General features: G+C 60.9%; 17 protein-coding genes. 9 read left to right on the top strand and 8 right to left on the bottom strand.

From position 1 onward, the window contains the following. Positions 1–30: 30 nt before the first annotated feature. Positions 31–1,011, bottom strand: a complete 981-nt coding sequence (hslO, locus tag FG13_RS12150; protein WP_051958968.1) for an Hsp33 family molecular chaperone HslO — start codon at positions 1,009–1,011, stop codon at positions 31–33. Between the two features lie 4 nt (positions 1,012–1,015). Further along, positions 1,016–1,540 (bottom strand): gamma carbonic anhydrase family protein, encoded by a 525-nt coding sequence (locus FG13_RS12145; RefSeq protein ID WP_035821175.1) that lies wholly within the window; start codon positions 1,538–1,540, stop codon positions 1,016–1,018. 206 nt (positions 1,541–1,746) lie between these two features. Here FG13_RS12145 and FG13_RS12140 point away from each other — a divergent pair, with 206 nt between their 5' ends. The 8 genes from FG13_RS12140 to bamC all read left to right on the top strand — a co-directional run bounded on the left by FG13_RS12140 (position 1,747) and on the right by bamC (position 8,810). Next, positions 1,747–2,622: an alpha/beta fold hydrolase gene (locus FG13_RS12140; RefSeq protein ID WP_035821173.1), complete on the top strand. Its 876-nt coding sequence runs from the start codon at positions 1,747–1,749 to the stop codon at positions 2,620–2,622. A gap of 90 nt (positions 2,623–2,712) precedes the next feature. After that, positions 2,713–3,546, top strand: a complete 834-nt coding sequence (locus FG13_RS12135; RefSeq protein ID WP_035821170.1) for a 3',5'-nucleoside bisphosphate phosphatase — start codon at positions 2,713–2,715, stop codon at positions 3,544–3,546. A gap of 93 nt (positions 3,547–3,639) precedes the next feature. After that, positions 3,640–4,524: a protease HtpX gene (gene htpX, locus FG13_RS12130; protein ID WP_035821167.1), complete on the top strand. Its 885-nt coding sequence runs from the start codon at positions 3,640–3,642 to the stop codon at positions 4,522–4,524. Between the two features lie 38 nt (positions 4,525–4,562). Next, positions 4,563–5,186, top strand: coding sequence for an L-threonylcarbamoyladenylate synthase (locus FG13_RS12125; RefSeq protein ID WP_035821164.1), 624 nt, complete (start codon positions 4,563–4,565; stop codon positions 5,184–5,186). A gap of 94 nt (positions 5,187–5,280) precedes the next feature. Continuing rightward, the gene (locus tag FG13_RS12120) at positions 5,281–5,958 is read left to right on the top strand and encodes a site-2 protease family protein (RefSeq protein ID WP_035821162.1); all 678 of its coding nucleotides are present in this window, start codon (positions 5,281–5,283) and stop codon (positions 5,956–5,958) included. Between the two features lie 42 nt (positions 5,959–6,000). Next, positions 6,001–6,573: a class I SAM-dependent methyltransferase gene (locus FG13_RS12115; RefSeq protein ID WP_035821159.1), complete on the top strand. Its 573-nt coding sequence runs from the start codon at positions 6,001–6,003 to the stop codon at positions 6,571–6,573. Between the two features lie 84 nt (positions 6,574–6,657). Continuing rightward, on the top strand, positions 6,658–7,536 hold the full coding sequence (gene dapA, locus FG13_RS12110) for a 4-hydroxy-tetrahydrodipicolinate synthase (RefSeq protein WP_035821156.1): 879 nt from the start codon (positions 6,658–6,660) through the stop codon (positions 7,534–7,536). A gap of 80 nt (positions 7,537–7,616) precedes the next feature. Next, positions 7,617–8,810, top strand: coding sequence for an outer membrane protein assembly factor BamC (bamC, locus tag FG13_RS12105; RefSeq protein WP_035821154.1), 1,194 nt, complete (start codon positions 7,617–7,619; stop codon positions 8,808–8,810). Between the two features lie 172 nt (positions 8,811–8,982). Here the strand turns inward: bamC and FG13_RS29455 are convergent, their stop codons facing one another. Together FG13_RS29455 and FG13_RS12095 are read right to left on the bottom strand one after the other, a co-directional pair. Further along, the gene (locus FG13_RS29455) at positions 8,983–9,237 is read right to left on the bottom strand and encodes a hypothetical protein (protein WP_034783358.1); all 255 of its coding nucleotides are present in this window, start codon (positions 9,235–9,237) and stop codon (positions 8,983–8,985) included. Positions 9,238–9,591: 354 nt separating this feature from the next. Further along, positions 9,592–10,713, bottom strand: a complete 1,122-nt coding sequence (locus FG13_RS12095; RefSeq protein ID WP_035821152.1) for a cupin domain-containing protein — start codon at positions 10,711–10,713, stop codon at positions 9,592–9,594. Between the two features lie 93 nt (positions 10,714–10,806). On the opposite strand from FG13_RS12095, the gene FG13_RS12090 reads away from it, so the two are divergent. Further along, positions 10,807–11,352, top strand: coding sequence for an FKBP-type peptidyl-prolyl cis-trans isomerase (locus tag FG13_RS12090; protein ID WP_035821149.1), 546 nt, complete (start codon positions 10,807–10,809; stop codon positions 11,350–11,352). A gap of 185 nt (positions 11,353–11,537) precedes the next feature. Here FG13_RS12090 and FG13_RS12085 read toward each other — a convergent pair whose 3' ends face one another. From FG13_RS12085 to FG13_RS12070, 4 genes are all read right to left on the bottom strand, one after another. After that, positions 11,538–12,575 carry a hypothetical protein gene (locus tag FG13_RS12085; RefSeq protein ID WP_035821147.1) on the bottom strand — a complete coding sequence of 346 codons (1,038 nt, stop codon included), beginning with the start codon at positions 12,573–12,575 and terminating at the stop codon, positions 11,538–11,540. After that, positions 12,572–15,265: a DNA mismatch repair protein MutS gene (mutS, locus tag FG13_RS12080; protein ID WP_035821145.1), complete on the bottom strand. Its 2,694-nt coding sequence runs from the start codon at positions 15,263–15,265 to the stop codon at positions 12,572–12,574. Before mutS ends, FG13_RS12085 begins: the two co-directional genes overlap by 4 nt. Before the next feature lie 446 nt (positions 15,266–15,711). Next, complete coding sequence (locus FG13_RS12075; RefSeq protein WP_161784179.1) at positions 15,712–16,236, bottom strand: hypothetical protein; 525 nt, start codon at positions 16,234–16,236, stop codon at positions 15,712–15,714. A 29-nt stretch (positions 16,237–16,265) separates the two neighbouring features. After that, entirely contained in the window at positions 16,266–18,485 is a 2,220-nt protein-coding gene (locus tag FG13_RS12070) for a serine/threonine-protein kinase (RefSeq protein ID WP_051958966.1), read from the bottom strand. Between the last annotated feature and the right edge of the window lie 63 nt (positions 18,486–18,548).

Genomic DNA, 18,548 nt, shown 5'->3' with positions numbered 1-18,548 from the left:
ACCTCAAGGGCGGCGCGAAGAATATTACAATTAGTTAATGCTGGCTGCGGGTGGAATCAACACTTCCGCTGGCGCATCCGTGACGAACAGCTGCGCGCAATCGACCTTGTCGAATTCGTAGTGCTGGCCGCAGAAATCGCAGTTCACGCCCACTTGTCCCACTTCTTCCAGGGTGCTGTTGACTTCTTCCTCTCCCAGCATCTTGAGCATATTGCCCACTTTTTCACGCGTGCAACTGCAATGGAAGCTCGGGTGCAGCGGGTCGAAGACGCGGATCGTTTCTTCCCAGAACAAACGCTGCATCAGGGTATCGATATCGGTCGACAGGATTTCCGCCTCTTTCAGGGTCGACGCCAGCATCACGGCACGGTTCCACGTGTCGAGCGCGTCTTCTTCCGACACAGGCGTCGCTTCGGCCTTGCCGCCATGGTGGGGCAGCTTTTGCAGCAGCAGGCCGCGCGAGACGGTGTCGTCCGTGGCCAGCCACAGACGCGTATCAAGCTGTTCCGAGCGCAACATGTAGTTTTCGATCACGGTCGCCATGTCGTCGCCGTCCAGCGGCACGATGCCCTGGTACGGTTGCTGGCCTGGCACCTTGTCGGCCGGGTCCAGGGTGATGATGAAGCGGCCCTTGCCGGTGGCGTTGAGCAATTGCGGCACGGTGGCCACGTCGGGGATGGCGGCATCCGGATCCAGCTTGGCCGTGGCGCGCAGGCGCAGGTCGGAGTCGCACTCGACCACCATCAGGCGCACGGGACCGTCACCATGGATTTGCATGATGATGGAGCCGTTGAATTTCAGGTTGGCCGACAGCAGGGCGGCGGCAGCCACCATTTCGCCCAGCACTTTTTTCACGGCCGTCGGGTAGGCGTGGCGCGACACCACTTCCTGCCAGGTGTGGGACACGTCGATGAACTGGCCGCGTACGGCGGCGTTGTCGAAAATAAATTTTTGCAGGGTATCCTGGCCGCTAACGGCTGCGCTGACCGCGCCCGTGGTTTCAGTCGTCATTCTCTTATCCAATCTTCTTGAGTTGCGTATTAAATAGCTGGCCGCGTTGCACATAGTTCACGGCGTTGCTTTGTAGCCTGGTGATATCGTCTGCCGTCAGGGCCCGCACGGCTTTCGCCGGTGAGCCGATGATCAGCATATTGTCGGGAAATTCCTTGCCTTCCGTGACCAGCGCACCCGCGCCGACGAGGCAGTTCTTGCCGATCTTCGCGCCATTCAGGATCACGGCCTGGATGCCGATCAGGGCGCCATCGCCGATCGTGCAGCCATGCAACATTGCCTGGTGGCCAATAGTGACGTTCGATCCGATGTCCAGCGGGTAACCCGGATCCGTGTGCAGCACGGCGCCTTCCTGCACATTGCTGTTGGCGCCCACGGTGATGCGTTCGTTGTCGCCGCGAATCGTGGCGCCGAACCATACGGACGTATTCGCTTCCAGGGTCACCTTGCCGATCACATTGGCCGTGTCGGCAACAAAAGCGGAAGCATCAATCTGCGGCGCATCGGCGCCCAATTGGTAGAGTGTCATCGTTAGCCTGTGGCGGTGGTGGAAGCGCCGGGCACGGCCGGACGCGGAAGTTTTGCGCTATTTTACGCTGTTGCAGGGCAAGTCCGAGCGTCGGGCGTCAATCCGGTATAATTATCGAACGGTCGTACTTTTATGCCCGCACTATCTACAGACACAGCATGTGGCGCCATCTGCGCCACTTTCAAGGCAGGCAATCGATGAAACCCATGAAACTTTCCCGTTCCGAATTCATCAACATCCGCGGCGCCCGCACGCACGTACGCCACTGGGGCCGCGAAGGGGCGCCCATCCTGTTCATGGTGCACGGCTGGATGGACGTGGCCGCCTCGTTCCAGTTCGTCGTCGACGAGCTTGCCGGCGACTGGCACGTGATCGCCCCCGACTGGCGCGGCTTTGGCCTCAGCGACTACACGCAATCGGACACCTACTGGTTCCCCGACTACCTGGCGGACCTCGACGCCATGCTGCTGCATTACTCGCCGGACGCACCCGTCAACCTGCTGGGCCACAGCATGGGCGCCAACGTGGCCGGCCTGTACGCGGGCGTGCGGCCCGAGCGCATCAGCCGCTTCATCAACCTGGAAGGCTTCGGCATGATGGCAACAAAACCGGAGCAGGCGCCGGGCCGCTACGCCAAGTGGCTGGACGAATTGCGCGAGCCGCCCGCGATGCGCAGCTATCCCACGCAAAAGGCCGTGGCCGAGCGCCTGCAAAAGACCAATCCGCGCCTGCCGGACGAGCGCGCGGCTTTCCTTGCCGAGCACTGGTCGGCGCAGAACGAGGCGGGCGAGTGGGACATCATGGGCGACCCGCAGCACAAGCGGGTCAATCCCATCCTGTACCAGGTGGAAGAAGTGATGGCGTGCTGGCGCCGCATCACGGCGCCCGTGCTGTGGGTGGAGGCCGATGATACAAATATGTGGCAATGGATGGGGCCAAAGGAAGAGGCGCGCATTGAAATCGACCGGCGTTTGGCCTGCATCAAGGATGTGCGCTGCGAGATGATGGCGGACGCGGGCCACATGCTGCATCATGATCAACCGGCGGCACTGGCGCGCCTGGTGGAAGCCTTTTTGGCCTGATGTGTGACGGGAACGCCGCAGCGCGATTGGACAAGCAGCGTACAATGAAAACTTCTTCCATGCTGAGCCCGTGCAGGGTATTGTTTTCACATGCTTAAAGTCGACCTGCATTGTCATTCGAATATCTCCGACGGCGTGTTGTCTCCCGCCGCCGTGGCCGCGCACGCACGCAAGGCGGGCGTCGATGTCTGGGCGCTGACGGATCACGATGAAGTGTCGGGCGTGGCCGCCGCGCGCACGGCCGCGCTGGATCTGGGCATGCGCTTCGTGGCTGGCGTGGAAATTTCCATTACCTGGGCTGGCGAAACCGTGCACATCGTTGGCTTGCAAGTCGATGAAAACAATCCCGGTCTGGTGCAGGGCTTGCACCAGACGCGTTCCGGGCGCGATGCGCGTGGCCGCGAAATCGCCCGCCAGCTGGATCTGGCCGGCATCCCCGACGCCTATGAAGGGGCACTGAAATTTGTCGGCAACCCGGACCTGATGTCGCGCACGCACTTTGCCCGCTACATCGTGGAAATGGGCAAATGCGCGAACATTCCCGACGTGTTCAAGAAATACCTGTCGGAAGGCAAGCCCGGCTACGTCGAACACCGCTGGGCCACCCTGGCCGAAGCAGTGGGCTGGATACGCGGCGCGGGCGGCGTGGCCGTCATCGCCCATCCGGGCCGCTACCGCTTCAGCGACATGGCGCAAGGCGTGCTGTTTGATGAGTTCAAGCAGCTCGGCGGCGTGGCCATCGAAGTCGTCACGGGCAGCCACAGTCCGGACCAGTATCCGGAATACGCGCAACTGGCCAACGCCTACGGCTTCCTCGCTTCGCGCGGCACGGATTTCCATGCGCCAGGCGAGTCGCGCGTGGATTTTGCCATGCTGCCGCCTTTACCTGCCAACGTGACCCCGATCTGGCACGACTGGTTCTAGGGCGCGGCTGGCCTGCGCCTGCCGCGCTGGCTTGAAAAGTCGCGGCCGCATACTTATCTTTTAGCTATTCTTGTTTTTCCGGAGCCAACGCCCATGAAACGTATCGTCCTGTTTATTGCAACCAACCTGGCCGTGATGCTGGTGCTGTCGCTCGTGCTCAGTTTGCTGGGCGTGGGCAATCCGGCGCGCGGCAGCACCCTGAACTTGGGCAGCCTGCTGGTGTTTTCGCTGGTGGTCGGTTTCACGGGGTCGATCTTTTCCCTGTTGATCAGCAAACCGATGGCCAAGTGGAGCACGGGCGCGCGCGTGATCGACAACCCGACCTCGTCGACGGAATTGTGGCTGGTCAATACCGTGCGCGCGCTGTCCGAGCGGGCCGGCATCGGCATGCCGGAAGTGGCCGTGTACGAAGGCGACGCGAATGCGTTCGCCACGGGCGCCTTTAAAAATTCGGCGCTGGTGGCCGTCTCCACTGGCTTGCTGCAAAGCATGAACCGCGATGAAGTCGAAGCCGTGCTGGGCCATGAAATCGCCCACGTGGCGAATGGCGACATGGTAACGCTCACCCTGATCCAGGGCGTGGTGAATACCTTCGTCGTCTTCATGGCCCGCGTCGTGGGCTTCTTCGTCGACAATGTGCTGTTGAAAAATAACAATCGTGAAGGCGGCGGGCGCGGCATCGGTTACTTTGTGACCGTGATGGTTTGCGAAGTGATCTTCGGCTTGCTCGCTTCCATCATCGTCGCCTGGTTCTCGCGCCAGCGCGAATTCCGCGCCGACGCCGGTTCCGCCAAGCTGCTGGGCAGCCCCACGCCGATGATGCATGCGCTGGCTCGCCTGGGCGGCGTGCCGCCGGGCGAGCTGCCGCAATCGATGCAGGCGTTGGGCATCAGCGGCGGCAATGGCGGCTGGGGCGCACTGTTCGCCACCCATCCGCCACTCGAACAACGCATCGCCGCGCTACGCGGCGTACAATAATGCTAACTTAACAAGCTGGTTCGCCAGAACGTTTACACATGAGTCAATTCTTTCATATTCACCCTGACAATCCGCAATTGCGCCTGATCAAGCAGGCGGCGCAGATCATCCAGTCCGGCGGCGTCGTGGCCTTGCCCACGGATTCTTGCTACGCGCTGGTATGCCAGCTCGACGACAAGGGCGCCGTCGAGCGCCTGCGCCGCATCCGTGGCGTGGATGAAAAGCACCATCTGACCTTGCTGTGCCGCGACTTGAGCGAGCTGGGCGTGTACGCCCGCGTGGACAATCGCCAGTTCCGCCTGCTCAAGGCGGCCACGCCGGGCGCCTATACCTTCATCCTGGAAGCGACGAAGGAAGTGCCGCGCCGCCTCAGCCATCCTTCGCGCAAGACCATCGGCCTGCGCGTGCCGCAACACCGTATTGTGCAATGCCTGCTGGAAGAGCTGGGCCAGCCCTTGCTGGGCGCCACCCTGACCCTGCCCGGCGACGAAGACAGCCTGACGGATGCCGACACCATCCGCGAGCGGCTGGAAAAACTGGTCGACCTGATCATCGATGGCGGTGTCTGCGCGCATGGCCCCAGTACCGTGATCGACCTGACGGGGCCGGAGCCGGAAGTGGTGCGTGTGGGACGCGGCGACCCGGCCGTGCTGGGTTTGTAGAGGGGCAGGGCGCGTCCTTTGCCGGGCTGGTCTTCACCTGTTCTTAATGACAACGTAAGAAAGGGCATAGTTCGCCTCTGGTAGAATCGCGGTCATGAGCGATTTCAATACGATAGTCCAGACCGTTGCGGTGTACCTGGTGCCGGTGCTGTTTGCCATTTCCCTGCATGAGGCGGCGCACGGCTACGCGGCCCGCTATTTCGGCGATCCCACGGCCTCGAACGAGGGCAGGCTGAGCCTCAATCCCATCCGGCATATCGATCCTTTCGGCACGATCCTGCTGCCCCTGATGCTGTATTTCACGATCCAGGTGCCGTTCGGCTATGCCAAGCCGGTGCCCGTCGATTTCAGCCGCTTGCGCAATCCGAAGAAGCAGATGGCCTGGGTGGCGTTTGCCGGTCCTGGCGCCAATTTCGTCATGGGCTTCGGCTGGATGATCGCCTTTGTCGTGCTCAGCGTTATGCCGCCGACGGAAATGGGCATGTTTTTCCGCAAGATGGCGGGCGCCGGCGTCAGCGTGAATGCGGCCATGTTCGTGTTTAACCTGATCCCCGTGCCACCCCTCGATGGCGGACGCATCATGACGGGCTTGCTGCCGATGCAGCTGGCGCGCCCTTACGCCAGCATCGAGCGCTACAGCCTGTATGTGTTTGGCGCCCTGGTGCTGCTGATGTACACGGGCGTATTGAACCGCGCCTTGCTGGCGGCGATCGAATTTGTCATCGGCATTTTTGTCACCCTGGTCACGCCCCTGACGGCGCTATTGACTTGATGCCAACAACCGGATGCACGCAAATAATTGATGGAAGTACCGATGCAAGTAACTGAACCAATATTAGAAACCGAAGCGATTTCCGGCTGGCTGCGCCGCTGGGCGCCCCTGATTCCCGGCGGCGAAGTGCTGGATCTGGCCTGCGGCGCCGGCCGCCATGCGCGCCACCTGGTGAGCCTGGGCCACCCCGTGATCGCGCTCGACCACGATCCGGAAATGCTGGAAAAGGCGGCCGGCACGGGCATCACCACCTCGCTGGTGGACCTGGAAGCGCCGGGCGCCGTGTGGCCCTTCGCGCCCGGCCGTTTTGCCGGCATCGTCGTCACCAATTATCTGCACCGGCCGCTGCTGGACGCCATGATTGCCAGCCTGGCGCCCGATGGCGTGCTGCTGTACGAAACGTTTGCCGAGGGTAATGAGCAGTTCGGCAAGCCGTCGAATCCGAAATTCCTGCTGAAGGAAGGCGAAATGCTGACCTGGGCGGTGCAGCACGGCTTGCGTGTGGTAGCGTATGAGGATGGGCGCGTGGAACAGCCAAAAGCTGCTCTGGTGCAACGAATTTGCGCCGTCCGGCCGGATTTTCCACGGTTGGCAGCGCTGCTGCCGACGTTTTGAGCGGCCATACTATGTCAGAATGCACCACAGGCGCGGGCTATCCGCTACAATCGTTGTTTTATTTATCGGCGCTATAAACTTACTATGATCAAGGGCAGCATTGTAGCAATCGTCACCCCGATGCACGCTGACGGCAGTCTGGACTTTCCAGGTCTGCGCAAGCTGATCGACTGGCATATCGCCGAGGGTACGGACAGCATCGTCATCGTTGGCACGACGGGCGAATCGGCAACAGTCAGCGTGGAAGAACACTGCGAACTGATCAAGTTGACCGTCGAACATGCCAAGGGACGCATTCCTATCATCGCCGGCGCCGGTGGCAACTCCACGGCCGAGGCCATCAAACTGACGCGCTATGCGAAAGAAGCGGGCGCCGATGCTGTCTTGCAAGTGGTACCGTACTACAACCGTCCTACCCAGGAAGGCATGTACCAGCACTTCAAGGCCATCGCCGAAGCCGTCGACATCCCCGTCATCCTGTACAACGTGCCGGGCCGCACGGTTGCCGACATGAGCAACGAGACCATCGTGCGCCTGTCCGCCATCCCGAATATCGTCGGCGTGAAAGATGCGACCGGCAATATCGGCCGCGGCATCGACCTGCTGCGCCTGGTTCCAGCCGACTTCGCCGTGTACTCGGGCGATGATCCGACGGCCATGGCGCTGATGTTCTGCGGTGGCCACGGCAACATCTCCGTGACGGCCAACGTCGCGCCGCGCGCCATGCACGAACTGTGCGTGGCAGCGATGGCGGGCGAACGTGCCACGGCGATCGCCATCAATAACAAGGTTTTTCCTCTGCACCAGAAATTGTTTGTCGAGCCCAACCCGGTGCCCGTCAAATGGGCGCTGGCCGAAATGGGCCTGATGCCAGCCGGCATACGCTTGCCGCTGGTGCCGCTGGCTGAAAATTGCCATGCCACCGTGCGCGATGCCTTGCGCGACGCTGGCATTCTGTCTTAAGCCGAACTTCAAGCCCGGACTTGACCAGTCCGGACCTTCCCTGATTCCAGCTGCTACTTAGCTTCTTATCCAGTTACGACATGACTAATTGCAAGAAAACCCCATCGGCGCCTGCCACCATCGCCGTCCGCGGCATCGTCATCGGCGCCGTCGCAGCCAGCCTCGCGGGCTGTGGCATGATCAGTTCGGTAGTCGGCGGCGACAAGGTCGATTACAAATCGGTCAAGAAAGCCAGCACCCTGGACGTGCCGCCTGACCTGACGCAATTGCAGCAGGACAACCGTTATTCATTGCCGGATTCGAAAAACGGCGTGGCCACGGCTTCCGGCTACAACGCCCAGCGCAACGCCACGGCCGGCACGCCCGTCATCATGGGTGCCGACGGCGTGGTTGGTGTCGTGCCCGTCACGGCCGGCGGCGTGAAGGTCGAGCGCGCGGGCAACCAGCGCTGGCTGGTCGTCAAGCAGTCGCCTGAAGTGCTGTGGCCGCAGCTCAAGCAATTCTGGGAAGATTCGGGCTTTACCGTCGCCATCGACCAGCCCACGGCTGGCATCATGGAAACCGAGTGGAACGAAAACCGCGCCAAGCTGCCGCAAGACTTTATCCGCAACACCATCGGCAAGGCTTTCGATTCGATGTACTCGACCGGTGAAAAAGACAAGTTCCGCACCCGCGTGGAACGCCTGGCCGATGGCTCGACCGAGATCTACATCAGTCACCGCGGCGTGGAAGAGGTCGTCACGGGCCGCGACAAGGAAACCACCACCTGGACCGCGCGTCCCAACGATCCGGGCCTGGAAGCGCAATTCCTGGCCAAGCTGATGACGCGCCTGGGCGCGGCCAGCGACGAAGCGCAAGCGAAGACGGCCGTCGACGGCGCCATCGTGCAGCCGCTGCACGCCAAGCTGGTGGGCGACGCCGCCACGCCGGCGCGCGCCATCGAAGTCGATGAAGGTTTTGACCGCGCCTGGCGTCGTGTCGGCCTGGCGCTGGACCGCGTTGGCTTCACCGTGGAAGACCGCGACCGCACGCAAGGCACGTATTTCGTGCGTTACGTCGATCCGGACGCGGTCAAGAAAGATGGTTTCTTCTCGAAACTGTTCAGCTGGGGCTCGTCCTCGGACAAGGACAAGGAAGCGCAGCGCTACCGCGTCCTCGTCAAGGCCGGCAATGGCTCGACCAGCCTGGTCAGCATCCTCAGCAACGAAGGCCAGCCGGACGTCTCGCCAGTGGCCGAGAAGATCCTGGGTCTGCTGAACGACCAGTTGAAATAAGTGGTGTGACAGCGGCAGGTTTGAAAACCTGCCGCGCATTAAAAAGGCTGGCCCGGTGCAAACCGGGTCAGCCTTTTTTATTGCCTGCGTCCGGCGTCATATCCTGCGGACAAAACGCCAGACGCAAAAAAGCCGACCCGAGGGTCGGCTTTCTTTAGTGCAGGGTGCTAAATTACTTAGCAGCCGATGCAGCAGCCGAAGCAGCCGAAGCAGCGTCGGTAGCGGCCGAAGCGGCAGCCGAAGCAGCAGCAGCAGCGTCGGTAGCGGCCGAAGCAGCAGCGTCAGCAGCAGCAGCTGGAGCAGCTTCAACTGCTGGTGCTGGTGCTGGGGTTTCAACTACTGGTGCTGGTGCAGGAGCTTCTTCTTTTTTGCTGCAAGCAGCCAGAGCAACAACCATCAGGGAGGCGATCAGCAGGGATTTTTTCATTTGTTTTCCTTAATTATTTCAAAAAATAAATCAATATTGTTGCGATGAATAATTACCGGTAATTATCGCTCGTTAGGTCGTCTTCGAAGGCTTTTCGTACCAGGTGGTGCCTGCCAGACAACGGAAACTTCCTAACCGAATATTATAGCGATTTTTGGTGCGTCGCAATAGGAGCAAGAGGCAAATTCGCAACTATTTTGTGATATCGCAATATTTGCCGAAGCAAATTGCAAGCAAGTGTAAGCGATTTGCGAAAGCGCGACAAAACGATATAAAAATAATATGTTTTATTGCGCTAGCTCAGATGCTGATATTCCACCTGCTGTAATACCACTTTTGCTACGCCGCACCCATTCAAGCCAGTTCGATCCAGCCATCCTGATACCACGTATATAAGGCATCCATCACGTCATCGGAAGCCTGGGCCACGGCGGCGCCATCAAGGGCGCGTTCGTTGGCCAGGGTTTCCAGGGCCGTTTTATCGGCCTTGCCAATGGCAAACGATTCGCCATTGATGAAGACATTCTTGCCACGATACAGCATCAGCGTCTTGCGCGACAACACGACACCCTTTTTCTGTGCGGCGTCCGCGAAGCGGCCCACCGTCAGCGGCTTGGACAGCGGCGTGAAAAACACATTGTGCTTGGGTTCCGACAGGTGTTCACCGAGGAAAATGGTCACGTCTTCTTCCGTGAAGCGCACCTTGTTCATTTCTTCCGCGATGGTGCTGAGCATTTCGCGGGGGATTTCCGCCGGCTTGCCCGACGCTTTCAGGTCCGGATCGCTATAGATACCCGGCAAGTCGATCGAGTCGGCCATGAATTGCAGGAAAGCTTCGCCCAATTCCTGGAACGTCGGCGAGCGGAAGCCGATCGAATACGTCTGGCAATCGCCGATGGCCACGCCGTCGTGCGCGTAGTGGGGCGGCAAATACAGCATGTCGCCCGGTTCCAGCGTGAATTCTTCGTCGGGCGTGAAGTTGCTGAGGATTTTCAGCGGCAAGCCGTCGATCAGGCTCAGGTCCTTCTGCGCGCCGATGCGCCAGTGGCGCTTGCCCTGGCCTTGCAGCAGGAACACGTCATAGGAATCGAAATGCGGGCCCACGCCGCCGCCATCGGTGGCGAAGCTGACCATCAGGTCGTCCAGGCGCGCGTCCGGCAGGAAACGGAACTGGCGCAGCAGGGCGTCGGCCTTGGCGCTGTGCAGGTTGGCGCCCTGCACCAGCAGGGTCCATTCCTTCTGTTTCAGCGAGGGCAGGCTGGTCAGTGGACCTTGCTGCATGTTCCAGTGGCCATCCGCATGGCTGACCAGGCGCGATTCGACATGGTCGAGGGTAGCCAGCTCGGCCAAGGCCTTGAAATCGAACAGCGCCTTGAAGCCAGGCACGGCTTGACGGATCAACAAGGGTTTTTTATGCCAGTAGTCGCGCAGGAATTGCGCCGGCGTGATATCGCCGAGGAGAGTTAATGTTTTCATGCGCCCATTATAACAACCGGAAATGCAGGAATGCGCCTGCCGTTGGCGGCGTGAAGGTATAATTTGCCAGCTTATACAATGAAAGGAAGCATAATGAAGATTGCCAAAAATACGGTCGTGACTGTCAACTACAAACTGTCAGACGCGCAAGACAATCTGATCGAAGACGGCCGCCAGCCGATGGTCTACCTGCACGGTGATTATGAAAACACCCTGCCAAAGATCGAAGAAGAGCTCGATGGCAAGGAAGTTGGCTATTCCAACACGATCCAGATCGAACCGGATGATGCTTTCGGTGAATACGATCCAGCCCTGGTGAAGGTCGAGCCACGCAATCGCCTGCCTGAGCCGCTGGAAGTGGGCATGCAGTTCGAAGGCATGCCGGAAAGCGATTCGCCGGACGAAGAAGCGATGATCTTCACGGTCACCGACATCGCCGACGACAAGGTCGTGCTGGATGGTAACCATCCTCTGGCCGGCATCGCGCTGCGCTTCTCGCTGACCGTCGCTGACGTGCGCGAAGCCACCGAAGAAGAAATCGCCCACGGCCACGTGCATGGCGCACACGGCCATGACCATGGTGATGATGAAGATGAAGGCGACGAAGGCGATCACTTCCGCACGCATCCTATCCACTAACACCTGACCAAACCTACTGCGCGGCGCGCTTTGCGCCCGGCGATGCTCACCGTACTAGAGTACGGTTGCGCTTCTCGGCCACAAATCACTGCCGCTCGCTACGGTTTTGTCAGGCGTCGTGACGTTTGTTGGTCGTGACGTCTGTTGTTGGATAGATGAAGGCTGGCTGCGTGCCGGCCTTTATTTTATCGGCGCACGGTCGACGCCCTGGCCCTGGCTTGCGCCGATGGCCTGACGGCGCGTTGACGCACCTCAAAGAATGGCGTCTTGCCGGGCCGTACGGCGATGGCGGACCAGTCGTTGTCGATGCTGACGTGGCCCAGGTTGCCTTTCCAGCTGATTTTCGGCCCGCCTGTTTTGGCCGCTGCCTTTTTACTCTTTCCTTCCTTGCCATCCGCGTCGCCATCGCGCTGCGTATCAACCAGTAACACCTTGCCGCTGAATTTTTTCGCCAGGGTGCGGATCTGCTTGCGCGGTCCGGCAAAGCCGTCCTGTTTCGAGCTGAAGCTGGGCAGCAGCGAATTGTCGTCTTCATCGAGCGCGCCCACGTCGCCATCGGAAAACAGCACGATGCCGTCGAGCTGCTTGCGCTGGGCCATGGCGAACAGGCGCTGCAGCCAGGAACGGTTGGCGACCAGGCGGTCTTCGAACTCGCTATTGCGTCCCGCTTCCGGCAAGAAATGGTTGTTATTGGCGGGCAGGTTGACGGTGGCAAACAGCACGCCGCCGTATTCCCAGTGGGCGTTTTCCGCATAGCTGCGGAACTTCGCCGTCGATGACAGCCGTGACAGGGTCAGCTTGCGCTGGCCCAGGCTCTGGTCGTCGGCAAAATACACGTCGCGCAGGCGGTTCAGGCGTTCGATGGCGTTGACCCTGCCGCGCGAATTGCGGCAGTTGGCCCAGTCGCTGGCCGACAACGAGACGATCAGCGGCGGCCCGCTGGCGTCCAGCAAATCCTTGCGCTGGCCATACAGCTTGTCGCTGCACGATTCGCTGGCTGCCTTGATGCCGGTGGCCACGACGAAGGAGGCATTGAAGGCGCTCGTGTCGGCGATGGCTTTTTTCAGGGGACCATCGTCCGGCCCCGCGTTGAAGGAATGGCCCAGCACGGCAAACTCGAAGCCGGCCTGATCGCTTTGGGCGGCCAGCGCCGCTTGCCACGGCAGGCTGGCAGCCAGCAAGCCGGCGGCCAGCAGGTGGATCGTGCCGCGCCGGCAGGTCATGCGGCGGCCAGCCGTTTCAACTGGTACAACTGCTCCAGCGCATCGCGTGGCGTGAGCGCATCGGGATCGAGGTCGGCGATGGCGTCGAGCAAGGCTTGTTGCGCGGCGTTCAGTGCGGCCAGCGGCGCCGCCGCTTCCTCTTCTTCCTCTTGCGCATATGGATCGCTTGCCGGCGCGGCGAACAGGTCGCGCTGCGGCGTGGCGTCGAGCGCCTGCGCTTCCAGGCGCGCCAGATGCTTGCGCGCAGCCTTGATCACGGGCTGCGGCACGCCAGCCAGTTGCGCCACCTGCAAGCCATAGCTTTGCGAAGCGGGACCGGCCTGCACGGCGTGCAGGAAGACGATGCTGTCCTTGTGTTCGACGGCGGACAAATGCACGTTGGCGGCGCTCGGGTGGCTGTCCGGCAGTTGCGTCAGTTCAAAGTAATGTGTGGCGAACAGCGTAAAGCTGCGGCTCGTATCGATCAGATGGCGCGCGATAGCCCAGGCCAGAGCCAGGCCGTCGAAGGTCGAGGTGCCGCGGCCCACTTCATCCATCAGCACCAGCGAGTGCTCGGTGGCGCCGTTCAAAATCGCCGCCGATTCCGTCATTTCCACCATGAAGGTCGAGCGTCCGCCCGCCAGGTCGTCGGTGGCGCCGATGCGCGTGAAGATGCGGTCGATGGGGCCGATGGTGGCGGACGCGGCCGGCACGTAGCTGCCCACGTAGGCCAGCAAGGTGATCAGGGCCACCTGGCGCATGAAGGTCGATTTACCGCCCATGTTCGGACCGGTAATCAACAGCAAACGGCGTTCGTTGACGAAGCGGCAGTCGTTGGCGATGAAGCGTTCGATCTGCTTTTCCACCACCGGGTGGCGGCCTTCGACGATGTTGATGCACGGCTCGTCGACCAGTTGCGGCGCGGCCCAGTTGTGTTGCTGCGCATGTTCCGTCAGCGCGTTCAGGGTGTCGAGCTGGGCCAGGCCCTGCGAGATGGTCTGCAAAGTCCCAATGTGCGGCGCCAGGTCGGCCAGCAGCAGGTCGTACAGCATCTTTTCGCGCACCAGCGCCTTGTCCTGCGCCGACAGGGCCTTGTCTTCGAAGACCTTCAATTCCGGCGTAATGTAGCGCTCGGCATTTTTCAGGGTCTGGCGGCGGCGGTAGTCGTCCGGCACCTTGTCCGTCTGGCCGTGCGTGACTTCAATATAGAAGCCGTGCACCTTGTTGTATTCCACGCGCAGGTTGGCGATGCCGGTGCGCGCGCGTTCGCGCGTTTCCAGGTCGAGCAGGAACTGGCCCGCGTTTTCCGACAGCGCGCGCAATTCGTCCAGTTCCGCATCGAAGCCGGTGGCAAACACGCCGCCGTCGCGCACCATCGCGGCCGGTTCCTGCGCCACGGCGCGCACCAGCAAGTCCAGGCAGGCCGTCGGTGTGGCCAGCGCCGCGTGGATGGCGGCCAGCAAGCCCGTTTCGCCGCCCTGGCCAGGACCATAACAACGGACCACGTCGCCGCGCAGGGCCGGCAGTTGCAGCAAGCCGTCGCGCAGGGCTGCCAGATCGCGCGGACGCGCCGACAGCAGCGCGATGCGCGTGGTGATGCGTTCGATATCCGGCACTTGCGCCAGGGTGGTGGCGAGCGGACCGGCCGCTTCGCTTTGCGCCAGCGCGGCGATGGCTTCATGGCGCGCCCGCGCCACGTTCTGGTCGCGCCGCGCATGGTGCAGCCAGTGGCGCAGCATGCGTGAACCCATGGCCGTGCGGCAATGATCCAGCAGGGAAAATAAAGTGGGCGATTCCTGGCCGCGGATGGTTTCCGTCAGCTCCAGGTTGCGCCGCGTGGCCGCGTCCAGGCCGATGAATTCGCTTTCCGTTTCTGTCGTCAGGGAGCGCACATGCTGCAAGCCGCGGCCTTGCGTCGATTGCGCATAGCGCAGCAGCGCGCCGGCCGCGCCGAACGCGGCGCCTAGGCCATCGGCGCCAAAGCCCGTCAAGGTCGCCACGCCCAATTGATCCAGCAGGGCCTTGTGGCCGCCGACCACGTCGAAATGCCAGTCCGGCACGCGGTTGATGTGCGTGCCTGCGTAGTCGTCGAACAGGTTGCCATTGTCGCCGCTGAGAATTTCGGCCGGCACGATGCGCTCGAGCTCCTGCTGCAGGCGCGCGGCCACGGTGGCGCTGTCGCCGGAAAACTCCATCAGTTTCAGCGCGCCGCTGGCCAGCGACAGCCAGGCCAGGCCCGTCGTCACCGTCTTGCGCTGCGTGATGCTGCACATGGCCAGCAGCGGGCGCTCGGCCTTCTCGGGCAGCAAGTCCGCATCCGTCAGGGTGCCCGGCGTAACCACGCGCATGACCTTGCGCTCGACGGGGCCCTTGCTGGTGGCCGGATCGCCGATCTGCTCGCAAATGGCCACCGATTCCCCCAGCTTGACCAGCTTGGCCAGGTAACCGTCGAGCGAATGAAACGGCACGCCGCACATCTTGATCGGGTTGCCACTGGCCACGCCGCGCGCCGTCAGGGTAATGCCCAGCAGGCGCGACGCTTTTTCCGCATCCTCGAAAAACAGCTCGTAGAAATCGCCCATGCGGTAGAAGACCAACATCGTCGGGTGGTTTTCCTTGATGCCTAAATATTGCTGCATCATTGGCGTAAGCTTTTCAGCGGAATTTTTCTTTGCCGCGGCGGCGTTGATTTCTTTTGGGACGGTGGTCATGTGTTCTTTGTCGTTGGTCCGGCGGCAGGAAAGGCATGCCTGCCGGGCTGTGGGTGGTGCTGTGTGCGTGCCAGGCCGCGCCAGAGGGCGGAGCTTGGGTTCAAGGCCGTCATTTTACCGCTTTCGGCGGGCGGGGCGGCGTATTGCGTGCGGATGTGAAAAAGCCAATCGCGCCATGGTGGCGATTTCGTTGACGGGCCAGGCGCGATGAATTGTCTCGGCCGATGCCAGCGAACTAGTGCAAGGGCCTATGCTTCAACGAGGGTTGTGCTTCGGATACAGGTCGCCGGTATGTCGGCAGCAGCAGGTGTAGGCGACGCCGTGATGGAAAATCTGTGGGTGAATCGATCACACCGTCCGTACGCGCATCAAATAGACGTCATATAAGCATCCCGGCCGCAGTCTGATTGCGGTGCTGTCCTGCCACACCGGGATGCCTGCGGAGATTACCAGCTGCTGCTGCCGCCCACCGAGCTTTCCGGGTCGAAGGAGAAAACGCGCAGTTCTGGCTGGACGTCTTCGCCGCGCATGATGCGTACGGTCATGACGAACGACAATTCCCAGCGGCCGCTTGCATAGCCCACGTCCAAATTGTGCTTCCATTCCTGGCGGATGCGGTGCAATGCCGGCGGTTCTGGTTCACCCAGTAGTTGTTGGATTTCGAAGTCCAGCGGCAGCTGATAGGTGGCACCCACTGCTTGTAAAAATGGTGATGGCGGTGAGTAAATTGTTGGTACTTTCGGACCAATCTGCGTCAGTTGCGGTACGCTGATGATGCAACAGTCGACGATCTGGAATGAGGTGAAGCCACTGTCCTTGGAGCCGCAGCAAGTAATGTCGAGATATACATGTTGGCCCTTCTGGAAGTGTACGCCACCCATGTAGGGGCCGTGGCGCGGATCGGCCGTGCCGTCGCACGAGGTGAAACTGTAATCAAGCTGGTTGGTAATTTGATCTGCATCAAAATGCACGGATAACTTCATCCAAGGGCTTACAGGCGTCATTTTTTACTGTCTCTTTCCAGGTTGATGAGAAATTGTTGGTAGCGGCCGTCGCGCCGCAGGTTCAATAGATCAGGTGTGGACTCGATCAGATTGAGGGGGTAGCCAAGCTTGCTGGCTTTAAATAACGCATCAAGGGCTTCGCTGCGGTTTCCGATGAGCTCGTGAGTGAGGGCGGCGCGAAACTGCACATCCGCTACTTGCGGCCCCAAGCTGAGAGCATGCATGACCCTGCTAAGTGCCTGCTTCTTTTGCTGCGCATAGGCTTGGTAGAGTGCCATGCGCGAATTGATGGTGGTATCGTTGGGCATGCGGTCGAGTAACGGTTGCAACAGGGCAATGGCTCGTTGATACGATTGTTTTGAAGCCTGAACCTGACTTGGTACCCAGCGCTGCGCGTCGGCTAGGTTTGCCCACAGTAAATAGATACCCGGGCCGCCTTTTTTCTCGGAGACAGCGTTTTCAAATGCCTTGACTGCACCCAAGTAATCACCCTTGGCAAAGAGGGATGTGCCCAAATTGGTGTACAGCTCCCAATGGGGGCTGATCTGTAATCCCTGCTGCAAGACTTGCAGAGCCTCGTCACTACGATTCTGTCGCAACAGGGCAGCGTTCAAATACGCATAAGTAATGGGTGACTGAGGGCGCATACGTATGCTTTTGCGGAATGCTTGCTCCGCACTGATGTAGTCATCTTTCTTGTAATACATGTATCCGAGGAGGGAGACGAGCACGTGTTCCTGTGGATAGACAGTCATGGCTTGGTCTAAGACGGACTTCGCCAGTTCGAACTTGTGGTCGACAATGTATAGCCTGGCTTTGCCATACATGGCCAGAAAATTTTTCGGTTCCAGATTCAGCGCAATGCTTGCCTCGCGCAGCGCCTCCTCCTTTTTTCCCTGGAATTCATAAGCCCAGCTCTGCGCGACATGGGCAAGCGCCAATTGGTCATCTGTTGCCAGCGCTTGTTTTGCGCTGACATTGGCGCGTTGTAGCCAGGTGTCGTCACGGCCCTCGCCAATATAGCGTAGGCTTGATGCCAGAGACAGGCCTGCTGCCGCGGCTGCATTGCTAGGATTATGTTGCAGCACGGCCGTAAATTGCGCTAAGGGAAGTTTTTGGCTGGTGTCAAGGTCGAATGTCCGCAGGGCATCCATGCCTGCTTTCATGGCAGCCATCTCGGAGAAGACCAACGTTGCTTGCCGCTCCCGTAGCTTGTCCAACATGTTCGGCCCTTGCCATGCTGCCAGCGCCAGTCCGACAAGCGCGCTGGCAAGCAGTACGGTGCGCTTTACGGGTACCTGTAACCGGATGGCAATCGACACCGGTGGCTTGGCTGGCTCTACTTCAGCGGCTTGCATATCCGCCGGCGCTGAAGATGCCGGCTGCGCCCCGATCGCCTCGCGCACGTCGCGCATGGTGCGTGGCCGTTCGGCCGGGTCGTGCGCCGTCATCGCGCGCACGAGGGCGTTGATGGTGGGCGGGACGGTTTCCGGCAGGTCGGGCCAGGCTTCCGTCGCCTGCATGTGGGCGGCGGCCAGGGCCAGGCCGTTCAGGTGGGCGAAGTGGCGCTGGCCGGCCAGCATTTCGTACAGCATGGCGCCCAAGGCATACACGTCGCCGCGCGTGTCGGGCAGGCGGCCCATCAGGCGCTCGGGCGCCATGTAGGCGATCGTGCCCTGCAAGTCGCACAGGGTGGTCGTTTGCGTTGCTTGCGGGTCGATGTGGCGGGCCAGGCCGAAGTCGAGGATGCGCACCTTGCCATCCGCCTCCAGCATCAGGTTCGACGGTTTCAGGTCGCCGTGCACGAGGTCCATGGCGTGCGCCTCGTCCATGGCGTCGGCGATCTGGTAGGCGATGTCGAGCGCGGCTTGCAGGTCAGCCTTGCCGCTGTGCATGAACTGGCCCAGGGTCTGGCCTTCGACCAGTTCCATGACGATGGACTGGCTCGTGCCCTGGCCCTCGATGGCAAAGATGCGCACGAAGGCCGCATGCTTGAGCGAGGCGGCCAGGCGCGCTTCATTGATGAGTTTTTCCGGATGCAGCACGTCGGCTTGCGGTTTCAGGCGTTTCAGCGCCACGCTACGGCACAGCTTGGCATCCCAGGCTTCGAATACATGGCCGAAACCGCCTTCGCCCAGCAAGCGGCGCACTTCATAGTGCCCGCTGATCGTGTCGTCTTGCGGTGGGGTCTGACGCAGGGAGTCGAGCAGTTCCATATACCTTGGCTTCAGAGTGCATCAACGTGGGCGTCCAGCATCGAAAAAGGGTAATGCGATGTT

Origin of the sequence: Janthinobacterium sp. RA13 (genome assembly GCF_000745325.1) — a bacterium.
Lineage (GTDB): Bacteria > Pseudomonadota > Gammaproteobacteria > Burkholderiales > Burkholderiaceae_D > Janthinobacterium > Janthinobacterium rivuli.
The sequence above is the reverse complement of the archived record's forward strand: the minus strand, read 5'-3'. Positions and strand labels throughout refer to the sequence as shown.